Raw genomic sequence first — 25687 nt, forward strand, 5'->3', positions numbered from 1 at the left:
AGCGGGTGTTGTGAACGACCCTCAGCGTCGCCGCACTCCAAGCCCCACCACCGCAACCAGGTTCACCGCACTCCCCACCAAGAACCCCGTGGTGCCGCCCGCGACACCTGCGATGGGTCCGAACACCGCCATGAGCCCAGCGCCGACGACGAACCCGGCGACCGAGGCCAGTGCGACCTGACGTGATCGTCCGGCGGCGAGCAACAACGCCGCTGGCACGAGTCCGACGGTGAACACCCACACGGCGACCATCAGGTACCGCAGGTCCGCGACGGCAGCGGCACCCTCGGCGGGGTAGACGATCGGCAGGAACCACCTGGCGAGCAGTGCGACCAGGCCGAAGACGACGGCGGAAGCAGCAGCGAACCCGACGACGAGCAGCAGCGCCCCGCGGGAGCGCAGCGATCCGCCATCGGTCCGGTGCGCGAACGCCGGCACGAGCACCTGCCCCAGCGCCTGCCCGAGCATCGACGCCGGCGTCGCCAGGGTGAAGGCGGCGGCGTAGACACCGGCGTCGTGCGCCGACGACGTCACCTGCGCCGAGATCATCGTCAACTGCAGCAACCCGTTCGAGGTCACCACCGCCAGCACGTTCCACGCTGCGAATCCGAGCACCCCAGCAGCGGGATCGCGTGGAGCAGACGTGAAGCCGTTGCCCCGCGGCCAGCACGCGATCGCGAACACCGTGTACCCGATGGCCAGGGGCAGCAGCACGAACGGCTCGAGGCGGGCGACGCACGCCACCACGAGCAGCCCGAGCGCCAGCACGCTCGTCACGGAGTCCCACAGCGCCACCCGGGGTGCCCGGTCGTAGCCGAGCTGCGCGCCTCGGGCGTAGCAGTAGAGGCCGTAACCGACGACGACCGCGGCACCGCCGAGCACCATGCCGGGGCCGTTCCCCCAGGCCAGCGCGATCGGCACGGTGACCGCCGCGAGCACCACGCTCGAGACCAGCATCGACACCCCGAGCAGCCGGTTCACCGCGGCGTCCGAGCGCCGGCCCCGCAGCGCGATGGCGAGGAACCGTGACGCGGTGTTGCCGGCGGCGTTCGGCCAGAGCAGGGCGACGAACACCGAGAGCGACAGCAGTGCCGTGGTCTGCCCGAGGGTCTCGGTGCCGAACACCCGACCGACGACGACGGTCACGAGCAGCTTCGCGACGCCCTGCACCCCGATGCCGACCGTGGCGAGCACGGCCGACGAAGCCACCGACGAAGAAGGCGCCGCAGGAGCAGCAGGCCCGGCAGACGAAGCGGGCCCAGCAGCAGAAGGTTCGCTCACCGCGCCAACGCCTGTTCCACCCAGCCGCGCCGGTGCGCCCGCACCCCGAGCGTCACCGCCCGGACCCCGATGTACCCGAGGGCGAACGCGGCCCACAACCCCGCGAGCGTCCCGCCGACCCACCAGAGCAGCGGCAGGTACAGGACGAGGTTCACACCGCCGGCGATGGCCAGGTACCGCGCGTCCCCGGCGCCGATCAGCACCCCGTCGAGCACGAAGACGTACCCCGCGACGGGCATCCCGACGGCGATGAGCACCAGCACGACGGGCAGGGCGTCCCGCACCGCCTGCGAGTCCGAGAACACCGGCCCGAGCACCCCGCTCACGGCCAGCGTCAGCACCCCGAGCAGCACGCCACCGGCGATCCCGAGCAGCACGAGCCGTCGTGTCACCAGTCGCACCCGCTCCGGGTCACGTCCGCCGAGTCCGTGCCCGACGAGCGCCTGCCCGGCGATCGCCAGGGCGTCGAGCGCGAACGCCAGCGTCGAGAACACGGTCAGCCCGACCTGCGTCGTCGCCAGCCCGGTGGTCCCCAGTCCGGCAGCGGCCCCGACGGTCGCGAGCATCGCGATCCGCAGCGACGCGGTCCGCAGGAACAGCCAGGCGCCCGACCGCAGCGCCCGTGCGACGCCCGAGGCGCCGGGTCGCAGCGGCGCCCCCGATGACCGAGCTGCGCGCACCGCGATGCGCACGTAGACGACGGCCATCGCCCACTGCACGATGACGGTGCCGGCGGCGGATCCCTCGACGCCCCAGCCGGCGCCGTAGATCAGGACGGCGTTGAGCAGCCCGTTCGCGACGAAGCCGATGGTCGCGACGACGAGCGGGGTCTTCGTGTCCTGCAGCCCACGCAGCAGCCCGGTCGAGGCGGTCACGACCAGGATGCCGGGCAGCCCGATCAGCGAGATGGTCAGGTACGCGGTCGCTGCCGCCGACACCTCGGCTGAGGCACCGAACAGGTCGACGAGCGGTCCGGCGAGCGGCCACCCGACCAGCGCCAGCACCACCCCCAGCACGAGCGCGAGCCACATCCCGTCGATGCCGGCGTGCACGGCGCCGCGACGGTCGCCACCGCCGAGCGCACGCGCCACGGCAGGGGTCGTCGAGTACGCCAGGAACACCAGCAGCCCGGTCACCGTCGACAGCACGGCACTCGCGAGCCCGACGGCCGCCAGCGGCGTCGCCCCGAGGTGCCCGACGAGCGCGGTGTCGGTCAGCAGGAACAGCGGCTCGACCACGAGCGCTCCGAGCGCGGGCACCGCCAGCCGCACGATGTCGCGGTCGACCGCGCGCCGCTCAGCGGTCACAGCGGGTCGCGTCGGTCGGTGCACCGACCCATTCTGTCGGCGATGCCGAGTGCGCGCGTTTCGTGGGCCCGGCCCGATCCCGAGGCGCTTGGAAAGTGAGAATCCCTAACATGCCGCCGTGCGTTGTCGATAGGCCCATCCACATCGAAGGGAAGCGCTGATGGCCGACAACAAGATGACGAAGTCCGCTGGGGAACACTGGGTGTGTTCGATGCTCGCTCGGCAGGGTTGGGGTGCCGCGCTGACGCGCGATGGTCTCGCGCGGACGGACATCCTCGCCGTGCACACCGAGGACCTTTCGCGCCCCGCGATCGAGGTGCAGGTCAAAGCGGCTCGAGCAGCCTCCAATGTGAACTACCCACTCGGCTTGAACTCGCAGCAGACGGCGCGCTCGGATCGAGAGTGGTTCGTCTTCGTGAGCCTGCCGGAACAGTCCGACTACGTCTCGGCGCCCCGCTCGTTCATCGTTCCCCGAGACCACGTTGCGGCTGCAGCCTTCATCGCACATGAAGATTGGCGAACGGACCCCGACGCGGTTCCGGGAACCCGGAACGCGGGTGTCGACAAGTCTCGCGTGCACATCAGCGTGTGGAGCGGGTACGAAGCCCGGTGGGACCTGCTCGCCCAGCCGACCGCTGCTGTGCCGGTCATGTTGCCCGCGCGGTTCGAAGACCTCGCCTTCGGCGATCGCGTGGGACTCCCAGAGGGGCATCCTTGGCTCTTGAACCGTCCAGTTTGGGCGGACGCCTGATTCCGTCGGCGCACCTTTCGGAAGCATCGCCGTACCGATCGAGGCCAGGTCCGTCGTCGGACGATTCGCTTGATACGTTCGCCACATGGAGAGCGTTCGACACGCTGAGCTGATCGCAGAGCTCGAGGCGTCTTGTGCCGAGGAATGGGGTCAGCGGGCTCTGCTCGCATGCCTCCGAAAACTCCGCGACGGCGGCCCAACTGAGGCGGCAAGCGTCGTCGTGCACGACCTCAATCCCGAGCTTCGCGTCCGGGGCCTCATCACGCGGGCCCCGACGGACCCGAACGGCAGCGAGCGAACCGACGCGGGGGAGTACCTGGCGGACTACTTGCTCATCGCGCCGCTGGAAACGGTGGTCTACGAGCTCAAGGCGTATCGCGACGTCATCGGAGAAGGGCTCTCCGTCGTGGAGTGGACCAATCCCAAGGCCCGCGCCGAAATCCAGGAACTCGCAGGAGAGGTAGTCGCGTAATGGCAATCAAGAAGCGCACCCCCCAGACCGACGCCGAGCCTGAGGCGGCGATCGCCGCCTTCGGGGCAGGCGCCACGCCGCCCGAGGACGAAGCGCCGGCAGCACCCGTCCCCGCGGCACCGCCGCGGGCCACGTCGTCCGGAGATGTGCCGTCGACCTCGCTCGTGCGGTGGGCTGACGAGGACTTGCCGTGCGCAATCCAGCGGATCGCGGCGGCCGAGGATCGCAGCTTCCAGAAGACAATGCTGCTGCTCATTCGCCGCGGCGTCGACTCGTACGATGCGACGCGCTAAGGATCTGGGTTGAACTTCTGGGACTGGGCATCAACCATGTCCATCGAGCAGGTGCTCAAGATCGTTCTCGCGTTCGCGAAGGCACTTGCCTGGCCAACCGTCGTCGTCGCCCTCGCCCTTCTGTTCAAGAACCCCCTGACTGCATTGCTGAATAGGCTTGAGGCTTTCGAGGGGCCGGCAGGTATCAAGTCCGTATTCTCGAAACTCGTTTCTGACACGATCGACGTCGCCGAGCAGGCAGAGGTGGATGCGTCCGAGGGCGTGGACGCGAGGGTAGCGGGATCGGAGGCACCTGCTCGGAACGGGCAAGTGAACCCTTCCAGAGCGGACGGCGATCGCGAGGCGAAGGAGACTCCTTTCGAGAGCCGGGACGTCGATTTGCAGCGTGATTCCGCCGCGTGGTCGTCGTTCCGTCAAGGCTTGAAGAGCGTCCCGGGGGATCGAGCCGTCTGGTCGTCGTTCCTTCGCGGCCTCGAGCGTGCGCAGAACGACCCGCAGCGGCTCCTGACGGTCGCCTGGCACCGCCTTGAAGAAGAGACCGAGCGTGTCACGTCGACGCTCAAAGAGGACGCGGACGCACCGCGACGTCCGAAGGATCCGGTCCTTCTGTTTCAGCGGCTGTACGCGATGGGCTTCGTGTCGGCTGAGACTGTTCGGGGCGTCGAAAGAGCCAGTGAGCTTCGGAAGGTCTTGGCATTGGTCGGGATGAAGGGCAAGTATCGCGAGGAAGTGGTCGGGCTGGTGGCCGCGGTTGACGGGTTCACACGCTCACTCAAGACCATCAGAACGACGCTCATCGGTAAACAAGCCGTCGAGAACGTCCTCCGGAACCACGGCGACGACAAGCTACCGAGTGCATGACGCGAGAGTGTTATCTGAGCGATAGCAGTTCGCTATCGCTGTGCTTTCGGCGTGCTGGCGCAGTGAAACCGGGGGGATAGCGCGATGACAGCAACAGCCAAGCGGCACCGGTCGCCACGGAGGTCGACCGGTGGGGGAGCCACCACCCGGCCGGTTCTGGTCTGGTCCTTCGACCGTTTCCGGCGGGTCGATCGTAACTCGCTCCACCTCGGTGACCAGGGCTTTCGCGACATATCCTCCCTCGCCGCGCTCAGTCCGGTATTCCACGGTCCCTGGTCGCCGTCGCTCCCGCTCCCGCTCGCACTCGGTCCCCTTAGCCGGAAACGGTTCAGAAGAGAAGTTGATCGTGAGGGGTCTGAGCATCATGAGCAACGTCATCGTTTATAGCAAGCCGTCGTGTGTGCAGTGCACAGCGACGTACCGGGCACTCGACACCAAGGGCGTCCGCTACGAGGTCATCGACCTCACCACACAGCCCGTCGACGTCGTGGAGAGCTTCAAGGCGCGTGGGCTCATGCATGCCCCCATCGTCGTCACCGACACCGACGAGTGGGCCGGCTTCCGTCCGGACAAGATCATTGCCCTGGCCGCCTGACCCGACCGCTCACCGAGGACACGAGGATTATGACCGACACCACGCCGAACCCACGACGGTGGGAGTGGGCACGGTCAGCCGCGGCACCGGTCGACGCGTTCACGGGGCCGGCGGACTACGACGAGCTCGCAGCGCCGCCGGCGGTGGTCCGTGAGATCCCAATGGGGGAGTTCACCGATCGAGAGTGGGCAATCTTCCGACAGGGACAGCGCTGGGGGTGGGAGTCCCGGCAGTCCGAGGTGGACGCCGCGTGGAACGCCTACAACGGTGCCGACTATGACGCGGACCGCTACTACCGGGCCGCATACGACCACGACAACCACGACTGTGCCATCCACGCCAACAAGGGCCCGTACCAGGGTGCACGGACCCGCCTGTTGCAGTGAAACTACTGGGCGGACGAGGAAGAACAGCTCCCGCCGGACTGGCGCATCTGAGATCGGAGGCCTGGTCGCCAGCCGTGACTGCCTGCGCACCAGCCAGCACCCCGGTCGACTCTCTCCCGACCGGGGGTGCTTCACTGTCCGCGCTTCGCGGCCCAGCTGGCCAGGAGTGCTGAAACCCACGTCAGTGCCAGCACCAGCACGAGGACAACCCAGTCGAGCACGGCCCCGGCCAGCTGGCCCGAGGGCAGCACCGGCCGCGCTGCCACCGCGACGTCGTAGACGAAGTGTCCGACGATCAGCGGCAGGACCGACCGACCCCACGCGAAGAGCCCCACGGCCACGAGACCAACCGCGACGACGGCTATCGCAGAGTCGACGCCCTGGTACAGGTGATCGAAGAACCGCGTCACTAGCCCTAACCCGGCAGCCAGGAGACACCACGCCGGGATCCGCAGCGGAGGACCAACGAGCGTGCCGAACGGCGCCAGGAGTGAGCGCACCGCCCACCATATGACGCACGCGAATCCGATCGGGACGGCGACGTCGAACGTCTCTTCCCAGGTCGACGCCCACACGCTCGACACCAGCCGTTCCGACAACGAATAACCGGCGTACGACGTTGACACGGACGACGAGCTCGAGGACGTCACCCACGAGAGCACGTACTTCGACAGCAGTATGGCCACCACGTACAACGTCGAAAGCCGCACCAGCATCAGCCAGGGGCGGTGACCGTGGGGGAGGCGCGCACCGAACGAGGTCCGCAGCGGACTCCACCGCGCGAGGAGCAAGGTACCAACGGCCCACGCTGCGAGGGCCAACGTCCTGATGAGGGTCTTCTCCTCTGGGGATCCCGACCCAGCGAACGAGAGAGCAGATCCACCACGATCAAGCGCAGAGAGCCCGGCTGGCCACTGACCCGCCACGACGGCCAGTAACCCGAGCCCGCCGAGACTGAGCGCCGCGATCATCTGCACAGTCCCGTGGGGCCTGATCGCCGCCCTAAAAGCCTCGGAGAACCTCGTGCGCTCGGCGCCCTCCGCACGTTCGTCCATGCGCTCATCCTCGATTCTCGATCGCGGTTACGACACCGGCGCGGAGGCCGACTGCGCACCCAGCTCCCGTTGTCCCACGGCTGGGACTAATGTAGCGTCCCACTCGTGGGACAAGCGAGCATGAGGATGAAGGCCGTAGGGCTGGACCAGGCCAGGAGCCCGGAAGGAACCCATTTCGGGATCGGACGTGACATCGAGGCGGCGAAGCAGGCGCTGGGCGCAGCGAGAGCGCACGAGGCGACGGCCTCGATCGCGGCGCAGCTTGTCATGGATCAGGCGGTTGCCGGGTTGCAGGATGCCGGGCTGACGGTTCGCGAGATCGCGGACGCTTTGGGTGCTTCCAAGAGCGACGTTGGCCGGCGCTTGAGAGACACCGTTCCCGCGGTGTTGGACTACCCGGGCGACCTTGTCGGTCGGATCACCGCCATAGTGAGCCGCGCATGGGAGGAAGGGCTATGAACCTATTACCTTCGGATTGGCAAGGCGTCGTAGCTATTGCTGTTTCGGTTTTAGGGCTGATCGCGACCTTTTACACAGCATTCGGTTCGACCGCGCGACGACTTCGTAGCGATCTCACTACAGACGTCAAACTCGTGGCCGAGCTCGATGGCGACGTAAAAGACGACCTCCAGGAGAGCGTCACCGATCGTTCCTACCGCCTCGTCGCAGCTACCCGCTATCCGACTCTGACGTGGTATGAGGCCGGGCTCGCTCTCATGCTGGCTCCAGTGCTTTGGATACTGTTTGGCTCGGCCGGTGAGCTGCACGCCCTCGCTGAGAAAGACGAGGTCGAACCCATCCTGTTAGGCCCGGGGCAAGGGCTTCTAGCCATCTACGGTTTCGTGACGTACGCCGCTCTAGTGCGTTCGTGGTCCGGTCGCGCGGCGGCCCGGGTTGTCTACGTCTACCGGCGACTTGGCGACAATGAAGCGCGCGCACTCGCTCGATTACTCGCGTTCCCGGCTTACTTGGTCTCCGCTGCCTTCTTCCTCGCGGTCATTCTCGGCGTGCTTCTCAACGTCAAGGAGATCGTCGAGTTCCTTTCGTGGCCTTTGGCGGTGGCAGTGTTAATTACGACGTTGATTTCCGGCGTTCTGATCTGGGCACTCTCCCATATCGCTTCTCGTGAGAAACTGTCCGATTATCTTCGCTTCTATACGGACGTCTTGCACGCCGGCGCTGACATACCTCGTCTTCGTCCAGTTGAGCTTGGTCGAACGGAGGAAGACTTGGCGCGTTACCAAGAGGCCTTCAATCGCCGTTTCCCTGGCAGGCGTCGTATCAAGGAGTGACAAGTGCCGTCCTATTGGCCGCCGGTGCAGCGTCCAGAAACGATCGTTTCCTAGCAGGTAGGTCGATCAGGCCGACACGCCGGGTTGTGAGCAGCTTCGCTCTGTGTCGTTGTTCCAGCGGCGCTTCGTGTCGTGATCGAGTCCCGCGGGGTGACGGACTGGAGGCCCGTGGCGGCGCCGCCACGGGCCTCCAGTCCGGTGGTCCCACGTCGTCAGGCCGGACGCGCGTTCCGGCCGACCACTCGCGTCAGTCGGCGCGCGGTCCCGCGGGGACGGCGCCGGTGGCGGCGTGTGCGGGTTCGGCGACCTCGGGGGAGGGCTCGTCGGTGCCGCGGGCCCGGCCGATGACGTCCATCAGGTGGTAGACGACGATCGCGGCGATGGTGCCGACGATGATGCCGCCGAAGCTCGCCTGGCCGAAGCGGAACGTGAAGTCCGCGATGCCGATGATCAGGGCGATGCCGGCGGTCAGCTGGTTCTTCGGCTTCGAGAAGTCGACGCGGTTCTCGACCCAGATCCGGATGCCGATGACGCCGATCAGGCCGTAGAGCGCGGTGGTGGCGCCGCCGAGCACGCCGGCCGGCACCGAGGAGATGACCACGCCGATCTTCGGCGACAGGCCGAGCAGGACGGCGGCGATGGCGGCGACCCAGTAGGCGGCGGTGGAGAAGACGCGGGTGGCGGCCATCACGCCGATGTTCTCGCCGTAGGTGGTGGTGGCGGAACCGCCGCCGACGCCCGCGAGCACGGTCGAGATGCCGTCGGCGAAGAGCGCGCGACCGGTGAGCGGCGTGAGGTCACGGCCGGTCAGCTGTCCGACGCCCTTGACGTGCCCGACGTTCTCGGCGACCAGCGCCAGGACGACCGGCACGAACGCCAGGTAGATCGCGAGCTGCGACGGGTCGAAGGCGGGAGCGGTGAAGTCCGGCAGACCGATCCACGGTGCTGCGTCGACCTTCGAGAAGTCCACCCGGCCGCCGATGAGCGCCGCGATGTAGCCGACGAGCACACCGATGACGATCGACAGCCGGCCGATCAGGCCCTTGAACAGGACGGTGACCAGGATGATCGCCGCGAGGGTGATGAGTGCGATGACCGGGGACGCCGTGAAGTTGTCGCGGGCGGCTGGTGCCAGGTTGAAGCCGATCAGCGCGACGATCGCGCCGGAGACCACCGGGGGCATCAGGCGGTCGATCCAGCCGGCGCCGGCCAGGTGCACGACGAGGCCGACGATCGCGAGCAGCGCGCCGACGACGATGATGCCGGACAGGGCGAGCGGGATTCCGCCGATCTTCGTGGCCGCGCCGATCGGGGCGATGAACGCGAACGACGAACCGAGGTAGCTCGGCAGGCGGTTGCCCGTGATGAGCAGGAACAGGATCGTGCCGATGCCGCTGAACAGCAGCGTCGTCGACGGCGGGAACCCGGTGATCAGCGGCACCAGGAACGTGGCGCCGAACATCGCGACGACGTGCTGCACGCCGAGGCCGATCGTCCGGGGCCAGGTGAGTCGTTCGTCCGGCGTCACGATCGTCGTCGCGGAGACGGTCTTGCCGTCCCCGTGCAGCTTCCACGGAAGTCCCATGCGATGACCGTACCGGCAGCCGTGTGCCGGTGACGACCCGGATCGGCCTGCCCATGGGGACGGTGGCTATCGTGGACGACATGACCGACGTCGCACGTGCCTCCGGCATCCACACTGACGAACTCGACCCCGCGGTGCGCCCCCAGGACGACCTGTACCGCCACGTGAACGGGACCTGGATCGAGGCGACGCCGATCCCCGACGACAAGGCCCGGTACGGCTCCTTCACGGTGCTGGCCGAAGCCGCCGAGATCGCCGTGCGCGACATCATCGAGCGCTCGCAGCAGGCCGCCCCCGGCACCGAGGAGCGGAAGGTCGGTGACCTCTTCACCTCGTTCACCGACGAAGCGCGGCTCGAGGAGCTCGGCACCGCCCCGATCGAGCACCTGCTCGCCGAGATCACCGAGATCCAGTCCGTGCGCGAGGTCATCGCCGCCGTCGGCCGCTTCGAACGCCTCGGCCTGCCGAGCTTCCTGCAGCTCTTCGTCGACAACGACCCGGGCGACCCCGAGTCCTACGTCGTGTTCCTGGAGCAGTCCGGCCTCGGGCTGCCCGACGAGTCGTACTACCGCGAAGAGCGCTTCGCCGACATCCGCGAGAAGTACCGCGAGTTCGTCGCGGCGATGTTCCCGCTCGCCGGCCTCGACGACGGCGGCGCCCGCACCGAGCACGTCATCGCGCTCGAGACGGCGCTCGCCGCACAGCACTGGGACAACGTCACCACGCGTGACAGCCAGAAGACCTACAACAAGCTGCCCTGGGCCGAGGTCGCGGCGCTCGCGAAGGGCGTCGACCTGCAGATCTGGTGGCAGGCCATCGACGCCCCGGCCGGCGCGTTCGAGACCGTCGTGGTCCGTGAGCCCTCGTTCATCACCGGCCTGGCCGACCTGCTGAACGACCAGCCGCTCGAGGTTTGGAAGGACTGGCTGCGCTGGCAGGTCATCCGTGGCTCCGCCGCGTACCTGACGAGCGCGTTCTCGGCCACGAACTTCTCGTTCTACGGCACCGCACTGACCGGAGCGCCGAAGCAGCGCGAGCGCTGGAAGCGCGGCGTCTCGCTGGTCGAGGGCGCGATGGGCGAGGCCGTCGGCCGCATCTACGTGCAGGAGCACTTCGACGAGACCTCGAAGGCCGAGATGGACGACCTCGTCGCCAACCTGGTCGAGGCGTACCGACAGAGCATCACGGGGCTCGACTGGATGACCGACGAGACCCGTGCCCGTGCGCTCGACAAGCTCGACAAGTTCACGCCGAAGATCGGGTACCCGGTGAAGTGGCGCGACTACTCGGCGCTGCCCGTCCGTGCCGACGACCTGGTCGCCAACGTCCGCGCCACCGCCTCGTTCCAGGTCGACCGCGAGCTCGGCAAGATCGGCAAGCCGATCGACCGTGACGAGTGGTTCATGACCCCGCAGACGATCAACGCGTACTACAACCCGGGTTTCAACGAGATCGTGTTCCCCGCGGCGATCCTGCAGTTCCCGTTCTTCGACGCGAGCCGCGACGCCGCCGCGAACTACGGTGCGATCGGGGCCGTGATCGGCCACGAGATCGGGCACGGCTTCGACGACCAGGGCTCGCAGTACGACGGCGACGGCAAGCTCGAGAACTGGTGGACCGAGGCAGACCGTGCCGCGTTCGAGGAGCGCACGAAGGCCCTCATCGCCCAGTACGACGCCCTGGTGCCGACCGAGGTGCCCGACGGCCACGTGAACGGCGCCCTGACGATCGGCGAGAACATCGGTGACCTCGGTGGCCTGTCGATCGCGTGGAAGGCGTACCTGCTCTCGCTCGACGGCCAGGAACCCCCGGTCGTCGACGGACTGACCGGTGCCGAGCGCTTCTTCCTGAGCTGGGCACAGGCCTGGCGCATGGCGATCCGCCCGGAGGAGGCGGCTCGACTGCTCAGCATCGACCCGCACTCGCCCAACGAGTTCCGCTGCAACCAGGTCGTGCGGAACATCGACGTCTGGTACGACACGTTCGGCGTGACCGAGCAGGACGCGATGTACCTCGACCCGGCCGAGCGCGTCGCCATCTGGTGATGACGGAGCCGGACGCGGCCCGGTCGTCGCGCCGCCGGCGACCGGACGACCGCCCAGCAGGTGGCGGCCGCGGTCGTGGGCGGCACAGCGGCCGGTCCGACGACCGCTTCACCGCCACCACCGAGGCGCTCGGTGCCCTGGCGCTCGAGGGTGCCGGGGTCAGCGCCTCGGTGATCGACACCTCGAGCGGCAAGGCCCTGCTCGCGATCGACGACACCCTGGTGCAGCCGGTCGCGAGCCTGGGCCGTGTCCTGCTGCTCATCGAGGTCGCCGCCCAGCTCGAGGACGGCCGCCTGCACGGTGACCGTCTGCAGCGCATGGCCCGCGACACCGCGACCGGCGCCGGCCTGTGGCAGTTCCTGCAGGAGCCGACGATGCAGGTGCCCGACCTGGCGACACTGGTCGGGGCCACCGCCGACGCCTGGGCCATGAACGCGCTGCTGACGACGGTGGGCATCGACGCCGTGCGTGAGCGTGCGGAGTCGCTGGGCATCGAGCGCACGGCGTTGATCGACCGGGTGCGGGACCGCCGCGGGCCGGACGACGCCCCCGACGCCTCCGTCGCACCGACCGGGGAGCTGTCGTGGGTGATGCGCGGGCTGGCGCTCGGCGAGGTCGTCGACGAAGCCGTGTCGAACCGGGTGCTCGGCTGGCTGTCGCTGGCGAGTGACCTGAACCTGGTCGCCGGCTCGTTCGGCCTCGATCCGCTGGCGCACCGGGCACTCGACCACGGGTTGCAGGTCGTGGCGGTCACCGGGTCGAGCACGGGCGTGCGGGCCGAGGCGGGGATCCTGCGGGGCCCCGGGTCGTCCGTCAGCTACGCCGTGACGGTCACGTTCGACGACGCATCGTTGCAGCGGCGGTTGGCCGTGGTCGAGGCGCTGCGGACCATGGGGACCGAGGTGCTCGAGGCCGTGCACGCCCCGGCTCGTCGCTGAGGGCGCTCGTGCCGAGTCTCGGTCCGGCGGACAGATCGCGGGCGCAGCGACGGCGAAACCGTCCGCGGGGCCGAGACTCGGGGGAGCGTGTCCGTGCGCGAGCCCCCCATGCGTCCGAGTCCAGGAACGCCGTCGTGCCGCACGGAATCGGTCGCGGGACCCATCCGTGCTCAGCGAAGGAGCACGAAGGAGCGCAGCGGCTGCGGTTCGACGTCGTGCACTTCGACGAACCCGCGCGACTCGTAGAACGCCCGCAGTCCCGCCTCTGCGTCGGTGAGCAGGACCGTCTGGCGAACGCCGGCGTACCGCTGCAGGACGGTGTCGAGGAGTGCGCCGCCGACGCCCGACCGGTGTGCGGACGGCAGGACGAGGACGTCCTGCACGTACGCGATCGTCACCCCGTCGGAGACCACCCGGACCAGGCCGAGCAGCTGTCCGGCGTCGTCGCGGGCTGTCAGCACAGTGTGGGAGCCGGAGATCGCAGCGGTCAGGGCTGCGGGGTCCTGCGTGTACGCGGTCCAGCCGACGGCCTCGTACAGCGCCACGAGCTCGTCGGTACCCGGTCGTTCGTCGCTGATCGTGGTGGTCACTGCGCCGCGCCGAGTCGCAGGGCCTGCTCGAACGCGGTGCGCGTGGCCTCCACCAAGTCCTCGGGCCGCGGTGCGGTCGCTCGTCCTGTCGCCGTGCACGCGAGCGCGATCTGCCCGGCAAAGACCGCGACCCCCTCGTCCCATCCGGCTTCCACCAGGAGCGCGACGAGACGCTCCGCGATCAGCTGGGCCTTGGTGGCGCTGCGGCCCCGGAGGACGATGCTGCTCTCGACCAGTCGCTCGTGCCGGCGGTACTCCTCGGCGTCCTCGACGATGTGCGCGGACATCTGCAGGACGAGTGGCTGCAACGCCCGCACGGCGTCGCTCGCCGATCGGTGGTCAGCGGGAACGGACCCGAGGTTCTCGCGGGTCAGTGCGTCGAACAGCGCTTGCTCCCTGGCGAAGACGACCTCCTGCTTGTCGCTGAAGTGTCGGAAGAAGGTCGTCCGACCGACCTCGGCCCGGTCGGCGATGTCCGCCACCGAGACACTGTCGAAGCCACGCTCGGCGAACAGGTCCGTCGCCGCGCGCATGATGCGTTGCCGAGCCGCGTGTTGCTTGCGCTCGACGAGGGGAAGAGGTCCTGCCATCCAGGCAACGTACCGCACAGCGTCCTCTTCGGAACCCACACCTAGAAGGTATTACGTCCCGTGCGGTACTGAGTACCATCGAGCTGACGGTCCGACTGGGCCGCATGAGCGAAGGACGAGCCATGAACACGCACGACCACATCGCCATCTCCGAGATGTTGAGCCTGGTGGGCCACGTCTTCGACGACGGCCGACTGGACGAGATCGGCTCGGTGTTCACAGCCGATGTCGTCTACGACATGCGGGCCCTCGGGATGCCGGTGATCGAAGGCATCGACGGTGCGCGAGAAGCGGCCCGGCAGATGGGCGCGCACGGCCCGATCGCCCACCTCGTGACCAACGTCGTCATCGCCGAGCAAGAGGCCGGCGACGAGGTGGCGAGCGACGAAGTGGTGGGCAACGAGGTGGCGGTCGACTCGAAGGGCCTCATGCTGATGGCGGACGGGTCGGTGAACGCCGTCGTGAACCACGATGTCGTGCGCCGGGAGACCGGTGGGTGGCGGATCGCACGGCGTCTCATCGCCCTCCCGACGGCCGCAGGCGGTGCCTGAGAGCGACCCCGCCCCCGGCAGCGACGATCGGCTGGCGGCTACGAGGTCGCCTGCCCTTCCGGCACGAACGCCTGCACGGACAGCAGTGAGGCATCGGCCGACGCACACGCCTGGTAGTCCGTGTCCTTCACGAACAGGGACTGCTTCGACCCGGGCGGGTACACCCGGAAGCCGTCCGGGGTCTTGGGCGAGCAGTCGCCCGCCGAGTAGTTCTCGGCCCGGACGATCTTGAGCGGTGCCACGGCGGTCTTGCCGGGTGCGAGTGTGACGGTCGGGTGCGGCGAACTCTTCTCCGCGACGGCCGCCGCTCCGATCTGCTTGCCGGTGCCGCCCCCGACGAACGAGACGCCGGGCCACCCCTGCACGGTGCAGGTCGTCGACCCGGTGTTCTCGAGCACCAGGTGCACGATGACGCTGCCGGCGGCACCACCGCTGCCGGCTTCGATGCGTCCGGCGAGTGACGACACCGCGCACCGGTCACCGGCAGCCTCGCCGGTGGCACCGGATCCGGCGGACGACCCGGACCCGGACGACGGTGCCGCCGAGGTGGACTCCTCGGACGACTGCGGCGTGGACGCCGACGTGGACGGAGACGGCGCGGGCGCCGTGACCGTCTCGGTGGCGGCGGGCTGCCCGTCCGAGGCGCACCCCGCCAGTGTCCCGACGGCGACGAGCCCGGTCACGACGAGCAGGAACTTCGATCGGCTGCTGCGTTGCATGGTGCACAGGCAACCACCGAACGCCGCATCCGGTTCGGTCGGCGTCCAGGGACCACGGGCACACTCCGAGGCAAGCAACCCGAGCAGCGGAGGTCGGACATGACGGGCAAGCACGAACAGGCACGAGGCGACGAGGGTCGCGCGGACGGGGTCGAGCCCCGGGCCGGAGCCTTCACGGACAGCGAGATCCCGGGCGAGGAGCACGTCGAGTCGACGGAGCCCGTCGGCGAGTTCGTCTCGAGCGACATCCCCGGCGAGACGCGTCCGGACGGTGCCGGACCCGACGGCGAGTACGTCGACTCAGACATCCCCGGAGAGGCCGAGCCGGTCCAGAACGGCGAGGTCGGGGAGTACACCGACACCGACAAGGCCTGACGAACCTGAGCGGAACGCATCCCATGATCAAGGATAGGCACTCATCCTTGATCATGGGATGATCCATGTATGGCTTCGTACGAGACGATCCGACGCATGGGCGACCCGGCAGCTGCGACACGCGCCTTCCGGATGCCGATGGTCTTCGATGCCTACCTGCCGGATCCGCTGCAGGGCCGAACGGTCGATCTCGGACCGGCCGAACAAGCGGCCGTGCTCGAGGCCACCGCTGCGGTGACGGAAGCCGAGACGAGATCCACGCTGCTCGGCAGCGGAGACGCACTGGGCCGGATGCTCTTACGAGCCGAAGCGGTCGGGTCGTCGATGATCGAGGGCCTCGAGGTCTCCCCGCGGAAGCTGCTCGAAGAAGAGGCGCGCGGACGGAGCCCGCTCGGGCAGTGGAACACCGCAACCGAGGTCCTCGGCAACATCGACGCCATGACGTTCCTCACCGAGTCGGTCGGTCCGGGTTCCCCGGTGACCCTCGACCTGCTCCTCGAGGCGCACCGGCGTCTGATGGAGGCCTCGACGACCCCCGAGGTCGGAGGCGCGGTCCGATCGGTCCAGAACTGGATCGGTGGACCGACGCCTGCCGCAGCGGCGTTCGTCCCTCCTGTGCCGGAGCGGGTGCCGGGACTCCTCGACGACCTGTTGGCGTTCGTGAACTCGAGCACGCTGCCGACGATCGCCATCGCCGCCATCGCACATGCGCAGTTCGAGACGATCCACCCGTTCGCCGACGGCAACGGTCGCATCGGACGCGCACTGATCCATGCTGTCCTGCGGTCACGGGGTCTGACCGTCGAGTCGTCTCCACCGGTGTCCCTGGTCCTGGCGACCCGTGCTGTCGACTACGAAGCGGGGCTCCAGCGGTTCCGGTCCGCCGATCCGCCGGCATCGGAGCCGGCGCAGCGGGCCGTTGGGCAGTTCGTCCGGCTCTTCGCCGAGGCGATGGCCGAGGTCGTGGACCGGATGGCGCAGTTCGAGCACGAGCTCGTCCGGATCAAGGAGTCCTGGCGATCTGCGCTCGCCGGAGTCCGCTCTGACTCCGCTGCGTGGTCGGCGCTCGAACTCGCGCCCCGCATGCCCGTGCTCACCGCGCAGACGTTCGCCGCCGCAACGGGCCGGAGCGAGCAGTCCGCGAACACGGCCCTGGGGGTCCTCGTCGAGCGTGGAGTCCTGACACAACGATCGGCGGGTCGGCGGAACCGCGTCTTCGAGGCAGACGCCGTGATCGGCGCGCTGGCACTGCTGGAACGCCGTCTCGCCTCTCCGGCCGGTGACACCGGCGTCGTGCCGCCGACCAGGCACGTGCCGGCAGCTCCGCCCCGGGCCTGACGGTCAGTCGATCAGCTCCGCCGCCACCAGGCGGCGGAGCGTCTCCACGCCCGCGGGCGGGCAACGGTCCGCGTCGGACGAGGTGACCCACTCGACCTCGTCCACCTCGGCCGAGGCGACGGGCGTGGCGGAGTCCAGCGGGCCTCCCGGCCGGACCAGGAACAGCGTCATCGCGACCATCGTCCCGGGAGCCTGCCCATGGGCGGGCTCGAGCACGACGCCGAACGGATCGACGTCGTCGGCGGTGAGCCGCAGGCCGGTCTCCTCGTACGCCTCGCGCACGGCGGCCTCGACGTCGGTCTCGTGCGGCTCCGCCTTGCCGCCGGGCAGGTAGAGCACGTCGCGCGCCCGGGCGCGCACCATCAGGACGCGTCGGTCACGCACCAGCAGCAGCGCACTCACGCGCAGCGTGGGTGGTTGCGAGTCTGTCTGGAGGCTCAGCTCGCGTCCGCCTGGTCGTCGCGTTCCGAGGCGGTCGGGTCCAGTGCCGTGCGGTCGGCCAGCGGGACGACGGGCGACGGCAGCTCCGGCTCGGCCTCCGGCCGGACGCCGTACAGGGAGTCGATCGCCCCGACGAACTCCTCGCCGCGACCGGCGCGACCGAGCTCACGGGCGCGGACCGAGGGCCGGTGCAGCAGGACGCCGACCAGGTGCCGGAGTGCCCGCTCGGTGTGCTCGACGGACTCGCCGTCGGCGTCCGCGCGGCGCTTGGCCCGCTCGATCTCGTCGTCGAGGATGTCGAACACGTGCTTGCGGAACGCCACGAGCGCCGGGGTCGTGGACTGTTCCATCGCCTGGGCTCGGAACCGGGACACGGCGTCGTCGACCATCGCGCGGGCCTCGGACTCGGCGTTCAGCTCGGAGATCGGGGCGTGGATGCTGATCGTCTCGAGGTCGAGCAGCTCGACGCCGTCGACACCGGCGGCTGCGGGGTCGACGTTGCGGGGGAGCCCGAGGTCGATGACGATGCGACGGACCCCGTCGTCGAGGTCGGCCGGTGCGACGACCGGGACCTCGCTCGAGGTGCAGGTGATCAGGACGTCGCTCTCGCCGATGGCCTGGCGCAGGTCGCGGGCGGCGACGAGGTCGTGCTTGGCGGCGAACCAGGGTGCCCGGCCCGAGGGCGAGAACACCTGGATGTTCGTGGCACCGCGGTCGCGCAGGGCGGCGATGGTGGTGGCCGCGTAGCTGCCGGTGCCGACGAGCAGTACGCGGGTGCGGGCCCAGTCGGTGACCCGTGACGAGGCGAGTTCGAGGCCGAGGCGCACGAGCGACCGGCCGGCGGCGCCGATGCGGGTGCGGGTCTTGACGCCGCGCGAGGTGTGCGCGGCCTCTTGGAACAGGCGCTCGAGGTCCGAGGTGGTGGTGCCGTTCGACCGCGCGTCCTCGAGCGAGCGACGGACCTGGCCGGAGATCTCGGTCTCGCCGACGACGACGGACTCGAGTCCGCTCGACACGGCGAACAGGTGCTGCACGACGTCCTTGCCGTCCAGGACGTTGACGGAGTCGAGCACCTCGGTGGCGTCCAGGTCGCTCGCGGCGGCCACGGCCTGCACGGTGGCGGAGACAGCGGAGTCGCTCTCGTCGCCCGCGATGTCCAGGTACGCCTCGAAGCGGTTGCAGGTGGCGAGCACCACGGCACCGTCCAGGACGCCGGCATCCGTGACGAGTCGGCTGGCTGCCGCGGGTGCACCGATGCTCAGTCGCTCCAGGAGATCGAAGCTGGCGTTGCGATGCGACGCCGTGAGACAGATGAGCACGTAGTCAATGGTAACGCGCTCGATGGGAGAATCATCCGGTGACCGAAGCGACGACCACATCCCTCCCCGACCCCCACCCCCTGGCATCAGGGCGGACGAGTGGTTCCCGCCTGGTGCGGGCCCTGCGGGGTGACCGTCCGGAGACGCTCCCGGTCTGGTTCATGCGGCAGGCCGGTCGCTCCCTGCCCGAGTACCGGGAGCTCCGGATCGGCACCGCCATGCTCGACGCGTGCCTCGACCCCGAGATGGCGTCGGAGATCACGCTGCAGCCGGTGCGCCGGCACGGGGTCGACGCGGGCATCTTCTTCAGCGACATCGTCGTGCCGATCAAGCTCGCCGGCGTGGACGTCGAGATCGTCCCCGGTCGTGGCCCGGTGCTCGCTTCACCCATCCGCACCCCCGCCGACGTCGACGCCCTCGAGCAGCTCGACCCCGCGGCCCTCGCCCCCATCGAGCAGGCCGTCCGACGCACGGTCGAGCAGCTCGGCGACACCCCGCTGATCGGGTTCGCGGGGGCGCCGTTCACCCTCGCCGCCTACCTGGTCGAGGGTGGTCCGTCGAAGGACCACATCCGCGCCCGCACGCTCATGCACGCCGACCCCGAGACCTGGGCGCGCCTGCTCGCCTGGGCCGCCGAGGTGTCCGGGATGTTCCTGCGGGCCCAGGTGCTCGCCGGGGCCTCGGCCGCGCAGCTGTTCGACTCGTGGGTCGGGTCGCTCTCCCGCGCCGACTACGTCCGGTCCGTCGCACCGCACTCCGCCCAGGCGATGTCGCACGTCGCCGAGCTCGGGGTGCCGCGCATCCACTTCGGCGTCGGCAGCGGCGAGGTCCTGGCCGACATGACGACCTTCGGCACGGACTCCGTGGACGTCGACGCGGTCGGGGTCGACTGGCGCCTGCCGCTCGACCAGGCCGTCCAGCGCGTCGGCACCGGGGTCAGCGTGCAGGGCAACATCGACCCGGCGATGCTCTCGGCGCCGTGGGGTGTCCTCGAAGCGCACGTCCGCGACGTCGTCCGTCGGGGCGGTGCCGCACGGGCCCACGTCGTGAACCTCGGCCACGGCGTCCCGCCCGAGACCGACCCGGACGTCCTGACCCGGGTGGTCGAGCTGGTCCACTCGCTCGGCGACGGCCGCGCGGACGGCGCAGCGCAGGACGGAGCCGGCGCGTGACCGACGTCGTCGTGGTCGGCGGTGGGGTCGCCGGGCTCGTCACCGCCCGTGACCTCGCCAAGGGCGGCGCACACGTGGTGCTCGTCGAGTCCTCGGGCGAGCTCGGGGGCATGATCCGTCGGCACACCGTCGGCGGGATCGACCTGGACATGGCGGCGGACTCCTTCGCCACCCGCACAGACGCCGTCGGTCGCCTGGCCATCGAGCTCGGCCTCGGCAACGACGTCGTCGTCCCCGACCCCCGCGGCGCGTGGCTGATGACCCGTGACGGCCGGACCTCGCCGATCCCCGCGACCGGGCTCCTCGGCATCCCGAGCACCCCGATGGCCGCCGACGTGCTGGCCGTGGTCGGGCAGAAGGGCGGCCTGCGCGCCCAGATGGACTCGCTGCTGCCGGCACCGGTGGGCGCCAAGGCCTCCTCGCTCGGCGAACTCGTCCGCCGGCGCATGGGGGAGCGGGTGCTCGACGACCTCGTGGTGCCGATCGCCGGTGGCGTGCACTCCACCCACCCCGACCAGCTCGACCCCGACCGGGTGGCTCCGGGCCTGCGTGCCGCACTGCTGCGCGAGGGCTCACTCGCCCGAGCGGTCCTGTCGTTGCGGGCACGCGCGGCCGCCGGCACCCCGGTGCAGGGGATCCGCGGCGGGACGGTGCGCCTGGTGGACGAGCTCGTCGCCGACATGGAGACCTACGGTGTCGACGTCCGACTGCACACCCGGGCGACCCGGATCGAGGCGCACGCGGTCGAGATCGCCAGCGCCGACGGCGCGACCGAACGGCTGCCGGCCCAGCACACCCTGTCCTCGGTCGCCGACCCCGAGCGCACCGCCGCCCCCGACCGGACGGGCATCCAGCTCGTCACGCTCGTCGTCGACCAGCCGGAGCTCGACACCGCCCCGCGCGGCACCGGGATGCTCGTGCACCCGGACGCGCAGGCGGTGTCGGCGAAGGCCCTCACGCACGCGACGGTGAAGTGGCCGTGGCTGGCCGACGCGGCGGACGGACGCCACGTCCTGCGACTCAGCTACGCGACCACCGCGACGGATCCTGCGGGCGTCGCCACGAGCCTCCCGGTCGACCCGACCGACCCAGTCGGCAGCCGTGCCCTGCAGGATGCGTCCACGCTGCTCGGTGTACCGATCACGGCGGATCGCGTCAGCGGCGCCGCACGCGTCGGCTGGTACGGACCGGACCTCGCCGCGGCCGGGCTGGCCGCGGGTGTCGTCGGCATCGGCGAGGCCTCCACCGGACGCGGCCTGGCGGGCATCATCGCCGCTGCTCGGAAGGAAGCCGACGACCTCCTCGCTTCCTGAGCGGACCGCGCAGCCCGTGAGGGCTACTGTTGGTGAGACCGCCGGACGTATTCCGTTCGGTGCATGACCACCGCACAACCAATGCACGGAGGAATCGCACATGCGCGGAAAGCTCCTGTTCGTCGCCGGCGCCGCACTCGGGTACGTCCTGGGATCGCGAGCCGGACGGGCGCGGTACGAGCAGATCAAGACCGTCAGCGGCAAGGTCTGGAACAGCAACGGCGTCCAGAAGGGCGTGCACGTCGCCGAGGACTTCATCGCCGACAAGACGCCGGACGTCGCCGAGTTCATCGGTGAGACGACCAAGAAGGCCGTCCGCAAGGTCGGCCAGAAGAAGGACTCCACCACCTCATGACGGACACCCGCGATCGCAAGTCGCGTTCGCTGTTCGGCCTAGTCGGTGACGTCCCGAAGCTCGTCAAGGGCCTGGTCAAGGGCGAGCTCGACCTGCTCAAGGCCGAGTTGCTCACGAAGGCGAAGATCTTTGGCCTCGCCGCCGGCCTGCTGGTCGGTGCGCTCGTCATCGTGCTCTACGCGATCGGTGTGCTGCTGACGGCTGCCGTGATGGGCCTGGCGACCGTGATGCCCGCGTGGCTGGCCGCGCTCGTGATCGCCGTCGTGATGCTGATCATCGCCGCGATCCTCGGACTGGTGGGCTGGAAGCGCTTCAAGAAGGGCCTGCCCCTCACCCCGAAGCGCACGATCGACAGCGTGAAGAACGACATCAACGCGGTCAAGGGCCTCGGCAACAAGCCGACCCCGCCGACGCAGTACGGCAGCCGCAAGCCGGACGTCGACGGCCGCTCCTGAGCGCCGACAGCCCTGACAGCCGCACCACCGACGGAGGAACCGTGACCGACCCGCACGACGATCTCGCTGCCCGCGTCGCGGCGACCCGCGCCCAGCTGTTCGACACCCTCGACGCGATCGAGGACAAGCTCAACGTCCCGAAGCAAATCGGGATCGCGGCGTCGAAGTTCAAGCGCGGCCTCGACGAGAAGCCGGTGCCCTACCTGGCCGGTCTCGCAGCCGGCGTGGCGGTGGTCGGGGGTATCGTCGTGCTGGTGCTCCGACGGCGGTAGACCGCCCGAGCGCGGTCCACCGGATGCGGGGCGGCCAACACCCTGGCAACCGATAGGACAATGGATCCATGAGCTCCGACGCGCCCGCGAACGACCACCCCCACACCGAACCCGCCGAGGCCGTTCACCCGGACTCCGGGATCGACCCGAACCTGCTGACGGCGTACGCCCTCTGGGCCGTGTTCCGACGGCCCCTCGGTCCGGTCCACCGCGTCGGCGACGACGCCGTGGCCGAACTCGACACCGTGATCGCCAGCGCCGCCGAGCGCGGGGTCACGATCCGTGGCTTCTACGACGTCTCGGCCTTCCGCGCCGACGCCGACGTCATGGTCTGGCTGCACGGCGACGACGCGCAGGCGATCCAGGCCGTGCTGCGCGAGATCCGTCGCACCGGGCTGTTCCAGGACGCCGAGCCGGTCTGGCACGTGATGGCCATGCACCGCGAGGCCGAGTTCAACAAGCGGCACACCCCCGCGTTCCTGCGCGGCAAGGACCCCGAGGCGTGGATCACGGTGTACCCGTTCGTCCGCTCCTACGAGTGGTACCTGCTGCCGGAGGAAGAGCGTTCGAAGATGCTCCGCGACCACGGCATCGCCGGCGCGAAGTACCGCCGCGTGCTCACGAACACCATCGCGACCTTCGCCCTGAGCGACTACGAGTGGATCCTGCCGCTCGAGAGCCCGGACCTCGCCGACCTGGTCGACCTCATGCGCGATCTCCGCTACACCGAAGCGCGCATGCACGTGCGCGAAGAGGTCCCCTTCTTCACGGGTCGTCGCGTGACGACCGCCGAACTCCCGGAGGTGCTGTCATGACCGACACCAGCATGATCACGAACGGCCGGGTCCTCGCCGCCACCCCCGCGGCGGCGTCCGGTCCCGAGCACGTCGAGACCCCGACCGCGTACGACGCGATCCTGCTCGCGGGCTTCGGCGGCCCCGAGGGTCAGGACGACGTCATCCCCTTCCTGCGCAACGTCACGCGTGGCCGCGGGATCCCGGACGAGCGTCTGGAAGAGGTGGCGCACCACTACCGCCACTTCGGCGGCGTGAGCCCGATCAACGCACAGAACCGTGCGCTCAAGGCAGCGCTCGAGGCCGAGCTGGCGTCGCGCGGCATCGACATGCCGGTCCTCTGGGGCAACCGCAACTGGGAGCCCTACCTGGAAGAAGCCTTCACCGAGGCGGCGGACAAGGGCTACACCAAGCTGGTCGCCATCGCCACGAGCGCGTACTCGTCGTTCTCGAGCTGCCGGCAGTACCGCGAGGACTACGCCCGCGTGCTGAACGAGACCGGCCTGATCGACACGATCCAGATCGACAAGGTCCGCCAGTTCTTCGACCACCCGGGCTTCGTCCGACCGTTCATCGACGGCGTCCGCGACGGCATGGCCCGCGCGATCGCCGAGAACGAGGGCCTCGACGTCGCGACCGAGCTGCAGGTGCTCTTCTCGACGCACTCGATCCCCTCGGCCGACGCCGCCCGCTCCGGCCCCGACTACCGCGGGTTCGACGAGCACGGCGCGTACGAGGCGCAGCACCTGGCCGTCGGCGAGGTCGTCCTCGACCAGGCCTGGGCCGAGCTCCTCGAGCAGCCCGAGCACGCCCACCTGCAGGGCACGTCGAAGCCCGCCTGGAAGCTCGTCTACCAGTCGCGCTCCGGCCCCCCGACGCAGCCGTGGCTCGAGCCCGACATCAACGACTACATGAACGAGGACCTCAAGGGCGGCCCGACGCGTGCCGTGCTGATCGTCCCGCTCGGTTTCGTCAGCGACCACATGGAGGTCATGTGGGACCTCGACGAGGAAGCCACCGAGACCGCCGGTGAGCTCGGCTTCTGGTCGCTCCGCACGCAGACCCCCGGCATCGACCCGGCCTACGTGTCCGGGCTCGTCGACCTGGTGCTCGAGCGGGTCAACGGCACCCCGAAGGCCGAGCGTCCGCACATGACCGACCTCGGCCCCTGGTACGACGTGTGCCGTCCGGGGTGCTGCGAGAACGTGCGAGCGGGGTTCAAGCCCGCCGCCGCCGGCGTCGCCCCGTGACCGATGCACCCGTGAGCGACCCCGACACGACGTCGCCGGACGGCCCGACCCCGATCCGGCTCGGCACCCGTGCCAGCCGGCTCGCGGTGGCGCAGTCGCAGGACGTCGCCGACCGCCTGGCGAAGGCCGCCGGTCGGCCCGTCGAACTCGTCACCGTGACGAGCGAGGGCGACACGAACCGTGCCTCCCTGGCGTCGCTCGGCGGCACCGGCGTCTTCGCCAGCGCACTGCGTGAAGCGCTCGTCGCCGGCGAGGTCGACGTGCTCGTGCACTCCCTGAAGGACCTGCCGACCGCGCCGTACCCGGGCCTGACGATCGGTGCCGTGCCGAAGCGTGCGGACGCCCGTGACGTCCTCGTCGCACGGAACGGCGCCACCGTCGACACCCTGCCCGAGGGCGCGAAGGTCGGCACCGGTTCCCCACGCCGTGCCGCCCAGCTCCGTGCGACGCGTCCGGACCTCGACGTCGTCGACATCCGCGGCAACATCGACACCCGGCTCGGCCGGGTGGACGACGACCTCGACGCCGTGGTGCTCGCCGCCGCCGGCCTGGGTCGCATCGACCGTCTGTCGGCCGCGACGGAGCTGCTCGACCTCGGCTTCTGGCCGAGTGCTCCCGGCCAGGGTGCGCTCGCGGTGGAGATCCGTTCGGACGAGACCGACCGTGGGCTGCTCGCCGCACTCCGCAAGATCGAGCACGCCCCGACCCGCCTGACGGTCACGGCCGAGCGCGAGGTCCTCGCCAAGCTCGAGGCCGGCTGCTCCGCCCCGATCGGTGCGACGGCCGTGGTGGACGCCGAGCTGCTGCTCGTGTCCGCGACCGTCTACCGCCCCGACGGCACCGAGTACCGCACCGCGTCGCACGCGGCCGTGCTCGACGGCTCGGCGCAGGACCGACTCGACGAAGCCCTCGAGGTCGGTGGCCGCGTGGCGACCGAGCTGCTCGAGAACGGTGCTGCGGACCTGGCCGACCTGGCGCGCTCGGTCGCCGAGGACACCACGGACGGTCCGCACACCGCAGGCCCCGGCCTCGCGACGCCGGCCGAGTAGGCGGTCACCACGGAACCCTCCACCACCGCGACGGGCGAGGCACGACCCCCGGTCGTCCTCGTCCCGCGCGGCGGTGCGTGGGGGGACCGGGTCGCGGCGGCGGCCTGGTCGCGGGGGCTCACCCCGGTCATCGTCCCGCTCATCGCGGACGCCCCGCCGTCCGACCCGTCGGCTCTCGACGCTGCGGTCCGCCGCCTGGTCACTTCGGCAGCGGCCTGGGCCCACGACGCCGGTTCCGGACCG

The 25687-nt window shown here is 69.8% G+C and carries 30 protein-coding genes; 21 read left to right on the forward strand and 9 right to left on the reverse strand.

Going from position 1 to position 25687, the window contains the following annotated elements; genetic code table 11:
• Positions 1-21: 21 nt before the first annotated feature.
• Together DEJ17_RS10955 and DEJ17_RS10960 are read right to left on the reverse strand one after the other, a co-directional pair.
• Positions 22-1209 (reverse strand): lipopolysaccharide biosynthesis protein, encoded by a 1188-nt coding sequence (locus tag DEJ17_RS10955; RefSeq protein WP_110893817.1) that lies wholly within the window; start codon positions 1207-1209, stop codon positions 22-24.
• A 68-nt stretch (positions 1210-1277) separates the two neighbouring features.
• Positions 1278-2588, reverse strand: coding sequence for an MATE family efflux transporter (locus DEJ17_RS10960; protein ID WP_110893818.1), 1311 nt, complete (start codon positions 2586-2588; stop codon positions 1278-1280).
• Positions 2589-2748: 160 nt separating this feature from the next.
• Here DEJ17_RS10960 and DEJ17_RS10965 point away from each other — a divergent pair, with 160 nt between their 5' ends.
• The 6 genes from DEJ17_RS10965 to DEJ17_RS10990 all read left to right on the forward strand — a co-directional run bounded on the left by DEJ17_RS10965 (position 2749) and on the right by DEJ17_RS10990 (position 5946).
• Positions 2749-3339 carry a hypothetical protein gene (locus DEJ17_RS10965; protein WP_110893820.1) on the forward strand — a complete coding sequence of 197 codons (591 nt, stop codon included), beginning with the start codon at positions 2749-2751 and terminating at the stop codon, positions 3337-3339.
• Positions 3340-3424: 85 nt separating this feature from the next.
• On the forward strand, positions 3425-3811 hold the full coding sequence (locus DEJ17_RS10970; RefSeq protein ID WP_110893822.1) for a hypothetical protein: 387 nt from the start codon (positions 3425-3427) through the stop codon (positions 3809-3811).
• Positions 3811-4104 carry a hypothetical protein gene (locus DEJ17_RS10975; protein WP_110893824.1) on the forward strand — a complete coding sequence of 98 codons (294 nt, stop codon included), beginning with the start codon at positions 3811-3813 and terminating at the stop codon, positions 4102-4104. The genes DEJ17_RS10970 and DEJ17_RS10975 overlap by 1 nt, the downstream gene beginning before the upstream one ends.
• A gap of 9 nt (positions 4105-4113) precedes the next feature.
• Positions 4114-4965: a hypothetical protein gene (locus DEJ17_RS10980; protein ID WP_146239698.1), complete on the forward strand. Its 852-nt coding sequence runs from the start codon at positions 4114-4116 to the stop codon at positions 4963-4965.
• A 364-nt stretch (positions 4966-5329) separates the two neighbouring features.
• Positions 5330-5560: a glutaredoxin domain-containing protein gene (locus tag DEJ17_RS10985; RefSeq protein WP_110893888.1), complete on the forward strand. Its 231-nt coding sequence runs from the start codon at positions 5330-5332 to the stop codon at positions 5558-5560.
• A gap of 29 nt (positions 5561-5589) precedes the next feature.
• Positions 5590-5946, forward strand: a complete 357-nt coding sequence (locus DEJ17_RS10990) for a hypothetical protein (RefSeq protein ID WP_110893828.1) — start codon at positions 5590-5592, stop codon at positions 5944-5946.
• A 131-nt stretch (positions 5947-6077) separates the two neighbouring features.
• Here DEJ17_RS10990 and DEJ17_RS10995 read toward each other — a convergent pair whose 3' ends face one another.
• Positions 6078-7001, reverse strand: coding sequence for a hypothetical protein (locus DEJ17_RS10995; RefSeq protein WP_110893830.1), 924 nt, complete (start codon positions 6999-7001; stop codon positions 6078-6080).
• 105 nt (positions 7002-7106) lie between these two features.
• Here DEJ17_RS10995 and DEJ17_RS11000 point away from each other — a divergent pair, with 105 nt between their 5' ends.
• Entirely contained in the window at positions 7107-7460 is a 354-nt protein-coding gene (locus DEJ17_RS11000; RefSeq protein ID WP_146239699.1) for a hypothetical protein, read from the forward strand.
• The gene (locus DEJ17_RS11005) at positions 7457-8293 is read left to right on the forward strand and encodes a hypothetical protein (RefSeq protein WP_146239700.1); all 837 of its coding nucleotides are present in this window, start codon (positions 7457-7459) and stop codon (positions 8291-8293) included. The genes DEJ17_RS11000 and DEJ17_RS11005 overlap by 4 nt, the downstream gene beginning before the upstream one ends.
• Positions 8294-8540: 247 nt before the next feature.
• Here the strand turns inward: DEJ17_RS11005 and DEJ17_RS11010 are convergent, their stop codons facing one another.
• On the reverse strand, positions 8541-9878 hold the full coding sequence (locus DEJ17_RS11010) for a uracil-xanthine permease family protein (RefSeq protein WP_110893835.1): 1338 nt from the start codon (positions 9876-9878) through the stop codon (positions 8541-8543).
• Positions 9879-9958: 80 nt separating this feature from the next.
• Between DEJ17_RS11010 and DEJ17_RS11015 the strand changes: the two genes are divergently transcribed.
• Positions 9959-11923, forward strand: a complete 1965-nt coding sequence (locus DEJ17_RS11015; RefSeq protein ID WP_110893890.1) for a M13 family metallopeptidase — start codon at positions 9959-9961, stop codon at positions 11921-11923.
• Positions 11923-12861, forward strand: coding sequence for a serine hydrolase (locus DEJ17_RS11020; protein ID WP_110893837.1), 939 nt, complete (start codon positions 11923-11925; stop codon positions 12859-12861). Before DEJ17_RS11015 ends, DEJ17_RS11020 begins: the two co-directional genes overlap by 1 nt.
• A 170-nt stretch (positions 12862-13031) precedes the next feature.
• On the opposite strand, the gene DEJ17_RS11025 is transcribed toward DEJ17_RS11020, so the two are convergent.
• A complete protein-coding gene (locus DEJ17_RS11025) occupies positions 13032-13451 on the reverse strand; it encodes a GNAT family N-acetyltransferase (RefSeq protein WP_110893839.1) in 420 nt (139 codons plus the stop codon).
• Positions 13448-14041, reverse strand: coding sequence for a TetR/AcrR family transcriptional regulator (locus DEJ17_RS18080; RefSeq protein ID WP_110893841.1), 594 nt, complete (start codon positions 14039-14041; stop codon positions 13448-13450). The genes DEJ17_RS11025 and DEJ17_RS18080 overlap by 4 nt, the downstream gene beginning before the upstream one ends.
• 122 nt (positions 14042-14163) lie before the next feature.
• Here DEJ17_RS18080 and DEJ17_RS11035 point away from each other — a divergent pair, with 122 nt between their 5' ends.
• A complete protein-coding gene (locus tag DEJ17_RS11035) occupies positions 14164-14592 on the forward strand; it encodes a nuclear transport factor 2 family protein (protein WP_110893843.1) in 429 nt (142 codons plus the stop codon).
• Positions 14593-14630: 38 nt separating this feature from the next.
• On the opposite strand, the gene DEJ17_RS11040 is transcribed toward DEJ17_RS11035, so the two are convergent.
• Positions 14631-15311: a DUF4232 domain-containing protein gene (locus DEJ17_RS11040; protein ID WP_110893845.1), complete on the reverse strand. Its 681-nt coding sequence runs from the start codon at positions 15309-15311 to the stop codon at positions 14631-14633.
• A 99-nt stretch (positions 15312-15410) separates the two neighbouring features.
• Here DEJ17_RS11040 and DEJ17_RS11045 point away from each other — a divergent pair, with 99 nt between their 5' ends.
• Positions 15411-15686, forward strand: coding sequence for a hypothetical protein (locus DEJ17_RS11045; protein ID WP_110893848.1), 276 nt, complete (start codon positions 15411-15413; stop codon positions 15684-15686).
• 69 nt (positions 15687-15755) lie between these two features.
• Complete coding sequence (locus DEJ17_RS11050; RefSeq protein ID WP_220033642.1) at positions 15756-17024, forward strand: Fic family protein; 1269 nt, start codon at positions 15756-15758, stop codon at positions 17022-17024.
• Between the two features lie 3 nt (positions 17025-17027).
• On the opposite strand, the gene DEJ17_RS11055 is transcribed toward DEJ17_RS11050, so the two are convergent.
• Both DEJ17_RS11055 and DEJ17_RS11060 read right to left on the reverse strand, forming a co-directional pair.
• Complete coding sequence (locus tag DEJ17_RS11055; protein WP_110893850.1) at positions 17028-17426, reverse strand: NUDIX domain-containing protein; 399 nt, start codon at positions 17424-17426, stop codon at positions 17028-17030.
• 35 nt (positions 17427-17461) lie between these two features.
• A complete protein-coding gene (locus tag DEJ17_RS11060; protein WP_110893853.1) occupies positions 17462-18784 on the reverse strand; it encodes a glutamyl-tRNA reductase in 1323 nt (440 codons plus the stop codon).
• A 38-nt stretch (positions 18785-18822) separates the two neighbouring features.
• Between DEJ17_RS11060 and hemE the strand changes: the two genes are divergently transcribed.
• The 8 genes from hemE (at position 18823) to hemC (ending at position 25444) form a co-directional block, all read left to right on the forward strand.
• The gene (gene hemE, locus DEJ17_RS11065; protein ID WP_110893855.1) at positions 18823-19956 is read left to right on the forward strand and encodes a uroporphyrinogen decarboxylase; all 1134 of its coding nucleotides are present in this window, start codon (positions 18823-18825) and stop codon (positions 19954-19956) included.
• Complete coding sequence (locus DEJ17_RS11070) at positions 19953-21269, forward strand: NAD(P)/FAD-dependent oxidoreductase (protein WP_258366770.1); 1317 nt, start codon at positions 19953-19955, stop codon at positions 21267-21269. Before hemE ends, DEJ17_RS11070 begins: the two co-directional genes overlap by 4 nt.
• Positions 21270-21369: 100 nt before the next feature.
• Positions 21370-21624 carry a hypothetical protein gene (locus DEJ17_RS11075; protein WP_110893856.1) on the forward strand — a complete coding sequence of 85 codons (255 nt, stop codon included), beginning with the start codon at positions 21370-21372 and terminating at the stop codon, positions 21622-21624.
• Positions 21621-22079 carry a phage holin family protein gene (locus tag DEJ17_RS11080; RefSeq protein WP_110893858.1) on the forward strand — a complete coding sequence of 153 codons (459 nt, stop codon included), beginning with the start codon at positions 21621-21623 and terminating at the stop codon, positions 22077-22079. Before DEJ17_RS11075 ends, DEJ17_RS11080 begins: the two co-directional genes overlap by 4 nt.
• Before the next feature lie 41 nt (positions 22080-22120).
• Positions 22121-22351, forward strand: a complete 231-nt coding sequence (locus tag DEJ17_RS11085; RefSeq protein ID WP_071404475.1) for a DUF3618 domain-containing protein — start codon at positions 22121-22123, stop codon at positions 22349-22351.
• Between the two features lie 68 nt (positions 22352-22419).
• A complete protein-coding gene (gene hemQ, locus DEJ17_RS11090) occupies positions 22420-23166 on the forward strand; it encodes a hydrogen peroxide-dependent heme synthase (protein ID WP_258366772.1) in 747 nt (248 codons plus the stop codon).
• Entirely contained in the window at positions 23163-24395 is a 1233-nt protein-coding gene (locus DEJ17_RS11095) for a ferrochelatase (RefSeq protein ID WP_110893860.1), read from the forward strand. The genes hemQ and DEJ17_RS11095 overlap by 4 nt, the downstream gene beginning before the upstream one ends.
• A gap of 11 nt (positions 24396-24406) precedes the next feature.
• Positions 24407-25444, forward strand: coding sequence for a hydroxymethylbilane synthase (gene hemC / locus DEJ17_RS11100; protein WP_110893862.1), 1038 nt, complete (start codon positions 24407-24409; stop codon positions 25442-25444).
• The last annotated feature ends 243 nt before the right edge of the window (positions 25445-25687 follow it).

The organism is Curtobacterium sp. MCSS17_011, from assembly GCF_003224275.1.
GTDB lineage: Bacteria > Actinomycetota > Actinomycetes > Actinomycetales > Microbacteriaceae > Curtobacterium.

Coding starts and splice junctions, on each gene's coding strand:
- DEJ17_RS11095 (WP_110893860.1), top strand. CDS start 23,163: ATGACCGACACCAGCATGATCACGAACGGCCGGGTCCTCGCCGCCACC.
- DEJ17_RS10965 (WP_110893820.1), top strand. CDS start 2,749: ATGGCCGACAACAAGATGACGAAGTCCGCTGGGGAACACTGGGTGTGT.
- hemQ (WP_258366772.1), top strand. CDS start 22,420: ATGAGCTCCGACGCGCCCGCGAACGACCACCCCCACACCGAACCCGCC.
- DEJ17_RS11075 (WP_110893856.1), top strand. CDS start 21,370: ATGCGCGGAAAGCTCCTGTTCGTCGCCGGCGCCGCACTCGGGTACGTC.
- DEJ17_RS11045 (WP_110893848.1), top strand. CDS start 15,411: ATGACGGGCAAGCACGAACAGGCACGAGGCGACGAGGGTCGCGCGGAC.
- DEJ17_RS11050 (WP_220033642.1), top strand. CDS start 15,756: ATGGCTTCGTACGAGACGATCCGACGCATGGGCGACCCGGCAGCTGCG.
- DEJ17_RS11020 (WP_110893837.1), top strand. CDS start 11,923: ATGACGGAGCCGGACGCGGCCCGGTCGTCGCGCCGCCGGCGACCGGAC.
- DEJ17_RS11015 (WP_110893890.1), top strand. CDS start 9,959: ATGACCGACGTCGCACGTGCCTCCGGCATCCACACTGACGAACTCGAC.
- DEJ17_RS11040 (WP_110893845.1), bottom strand. CDS start 15,311: ATGCAACGCAGCAGCCGATCGAAGTTCCTGCTCGTCGTGACCGGGCTC.
- DEJ17_RS11005 (WP_146239700.1), top strand. CDS start 7,457: ATGAACCTATTACCTTCGGATTGGCAAGGCGTCGTAGCTATTGCTGTT.
- DEJ17_RS18080 (WP_110893841.1), bottom strand. CDS start 14,041: ATGGCAGGACCTCTTCCCCTCGTCGAGCGCAAGCAACACGCGGCTCGG.
- DEJ17_RS11080 (WP_110893858.1), top strand. CDS start 21,621: ATGACGGACACCCGCGATCGCAAGTCGCGTTCGCTGTTCGGCCTAGTC.
- DEJ17_RS10990 (WP_110893828.1), top strand. CDS start 5,590: ATGACCGACACCACGCCGAACCCACGACGGTGGGAGTGGGCACGGTCA.
- DEJ17_RS11010 (WP_110893835.1), bottom strand. CDS start 9,878: ATGGGACTTCCGTGGAAGCTGCACGGGGACGGCAAGACCGTCTCCGCG.
- DEJ17_RS10995 (WP_110893830.1), bottom strand. CDS start 7,001: ATGGACGAACGTGCGGAGGGCGCCGAGCGCACGAGGTTCTCCGAGGCT.
- DEJ17_RS11035 (WP_110893843.1), top strand. CDS start 14,164: ATGAACACGCACGACCACATCGCCATCTCCGAGATGTTGAGCCTGGTG.
- DEJ17_RS10985 (WP_110893888.1), top strand. CDS start 5,330: ATGAGCAACGTCATCGTTTATAGCAAGCCGTCGTGTGTGCAGTGCACA.
- DEJ17_RS10970 (WP_110893822.1), top strand. CDS start 3,425: ATGGAGAGCGTTCGACACGCTGAGCTGATCGCAGAGCTCGAGGCGTCT.
- DEJ17_RS10975 (WP_110893824.1), top strand. CDS start 3,811: ATGGCAATCAAGAAGCGCACCCCCCAGACCGACGCCGAGCCTGAGGCG.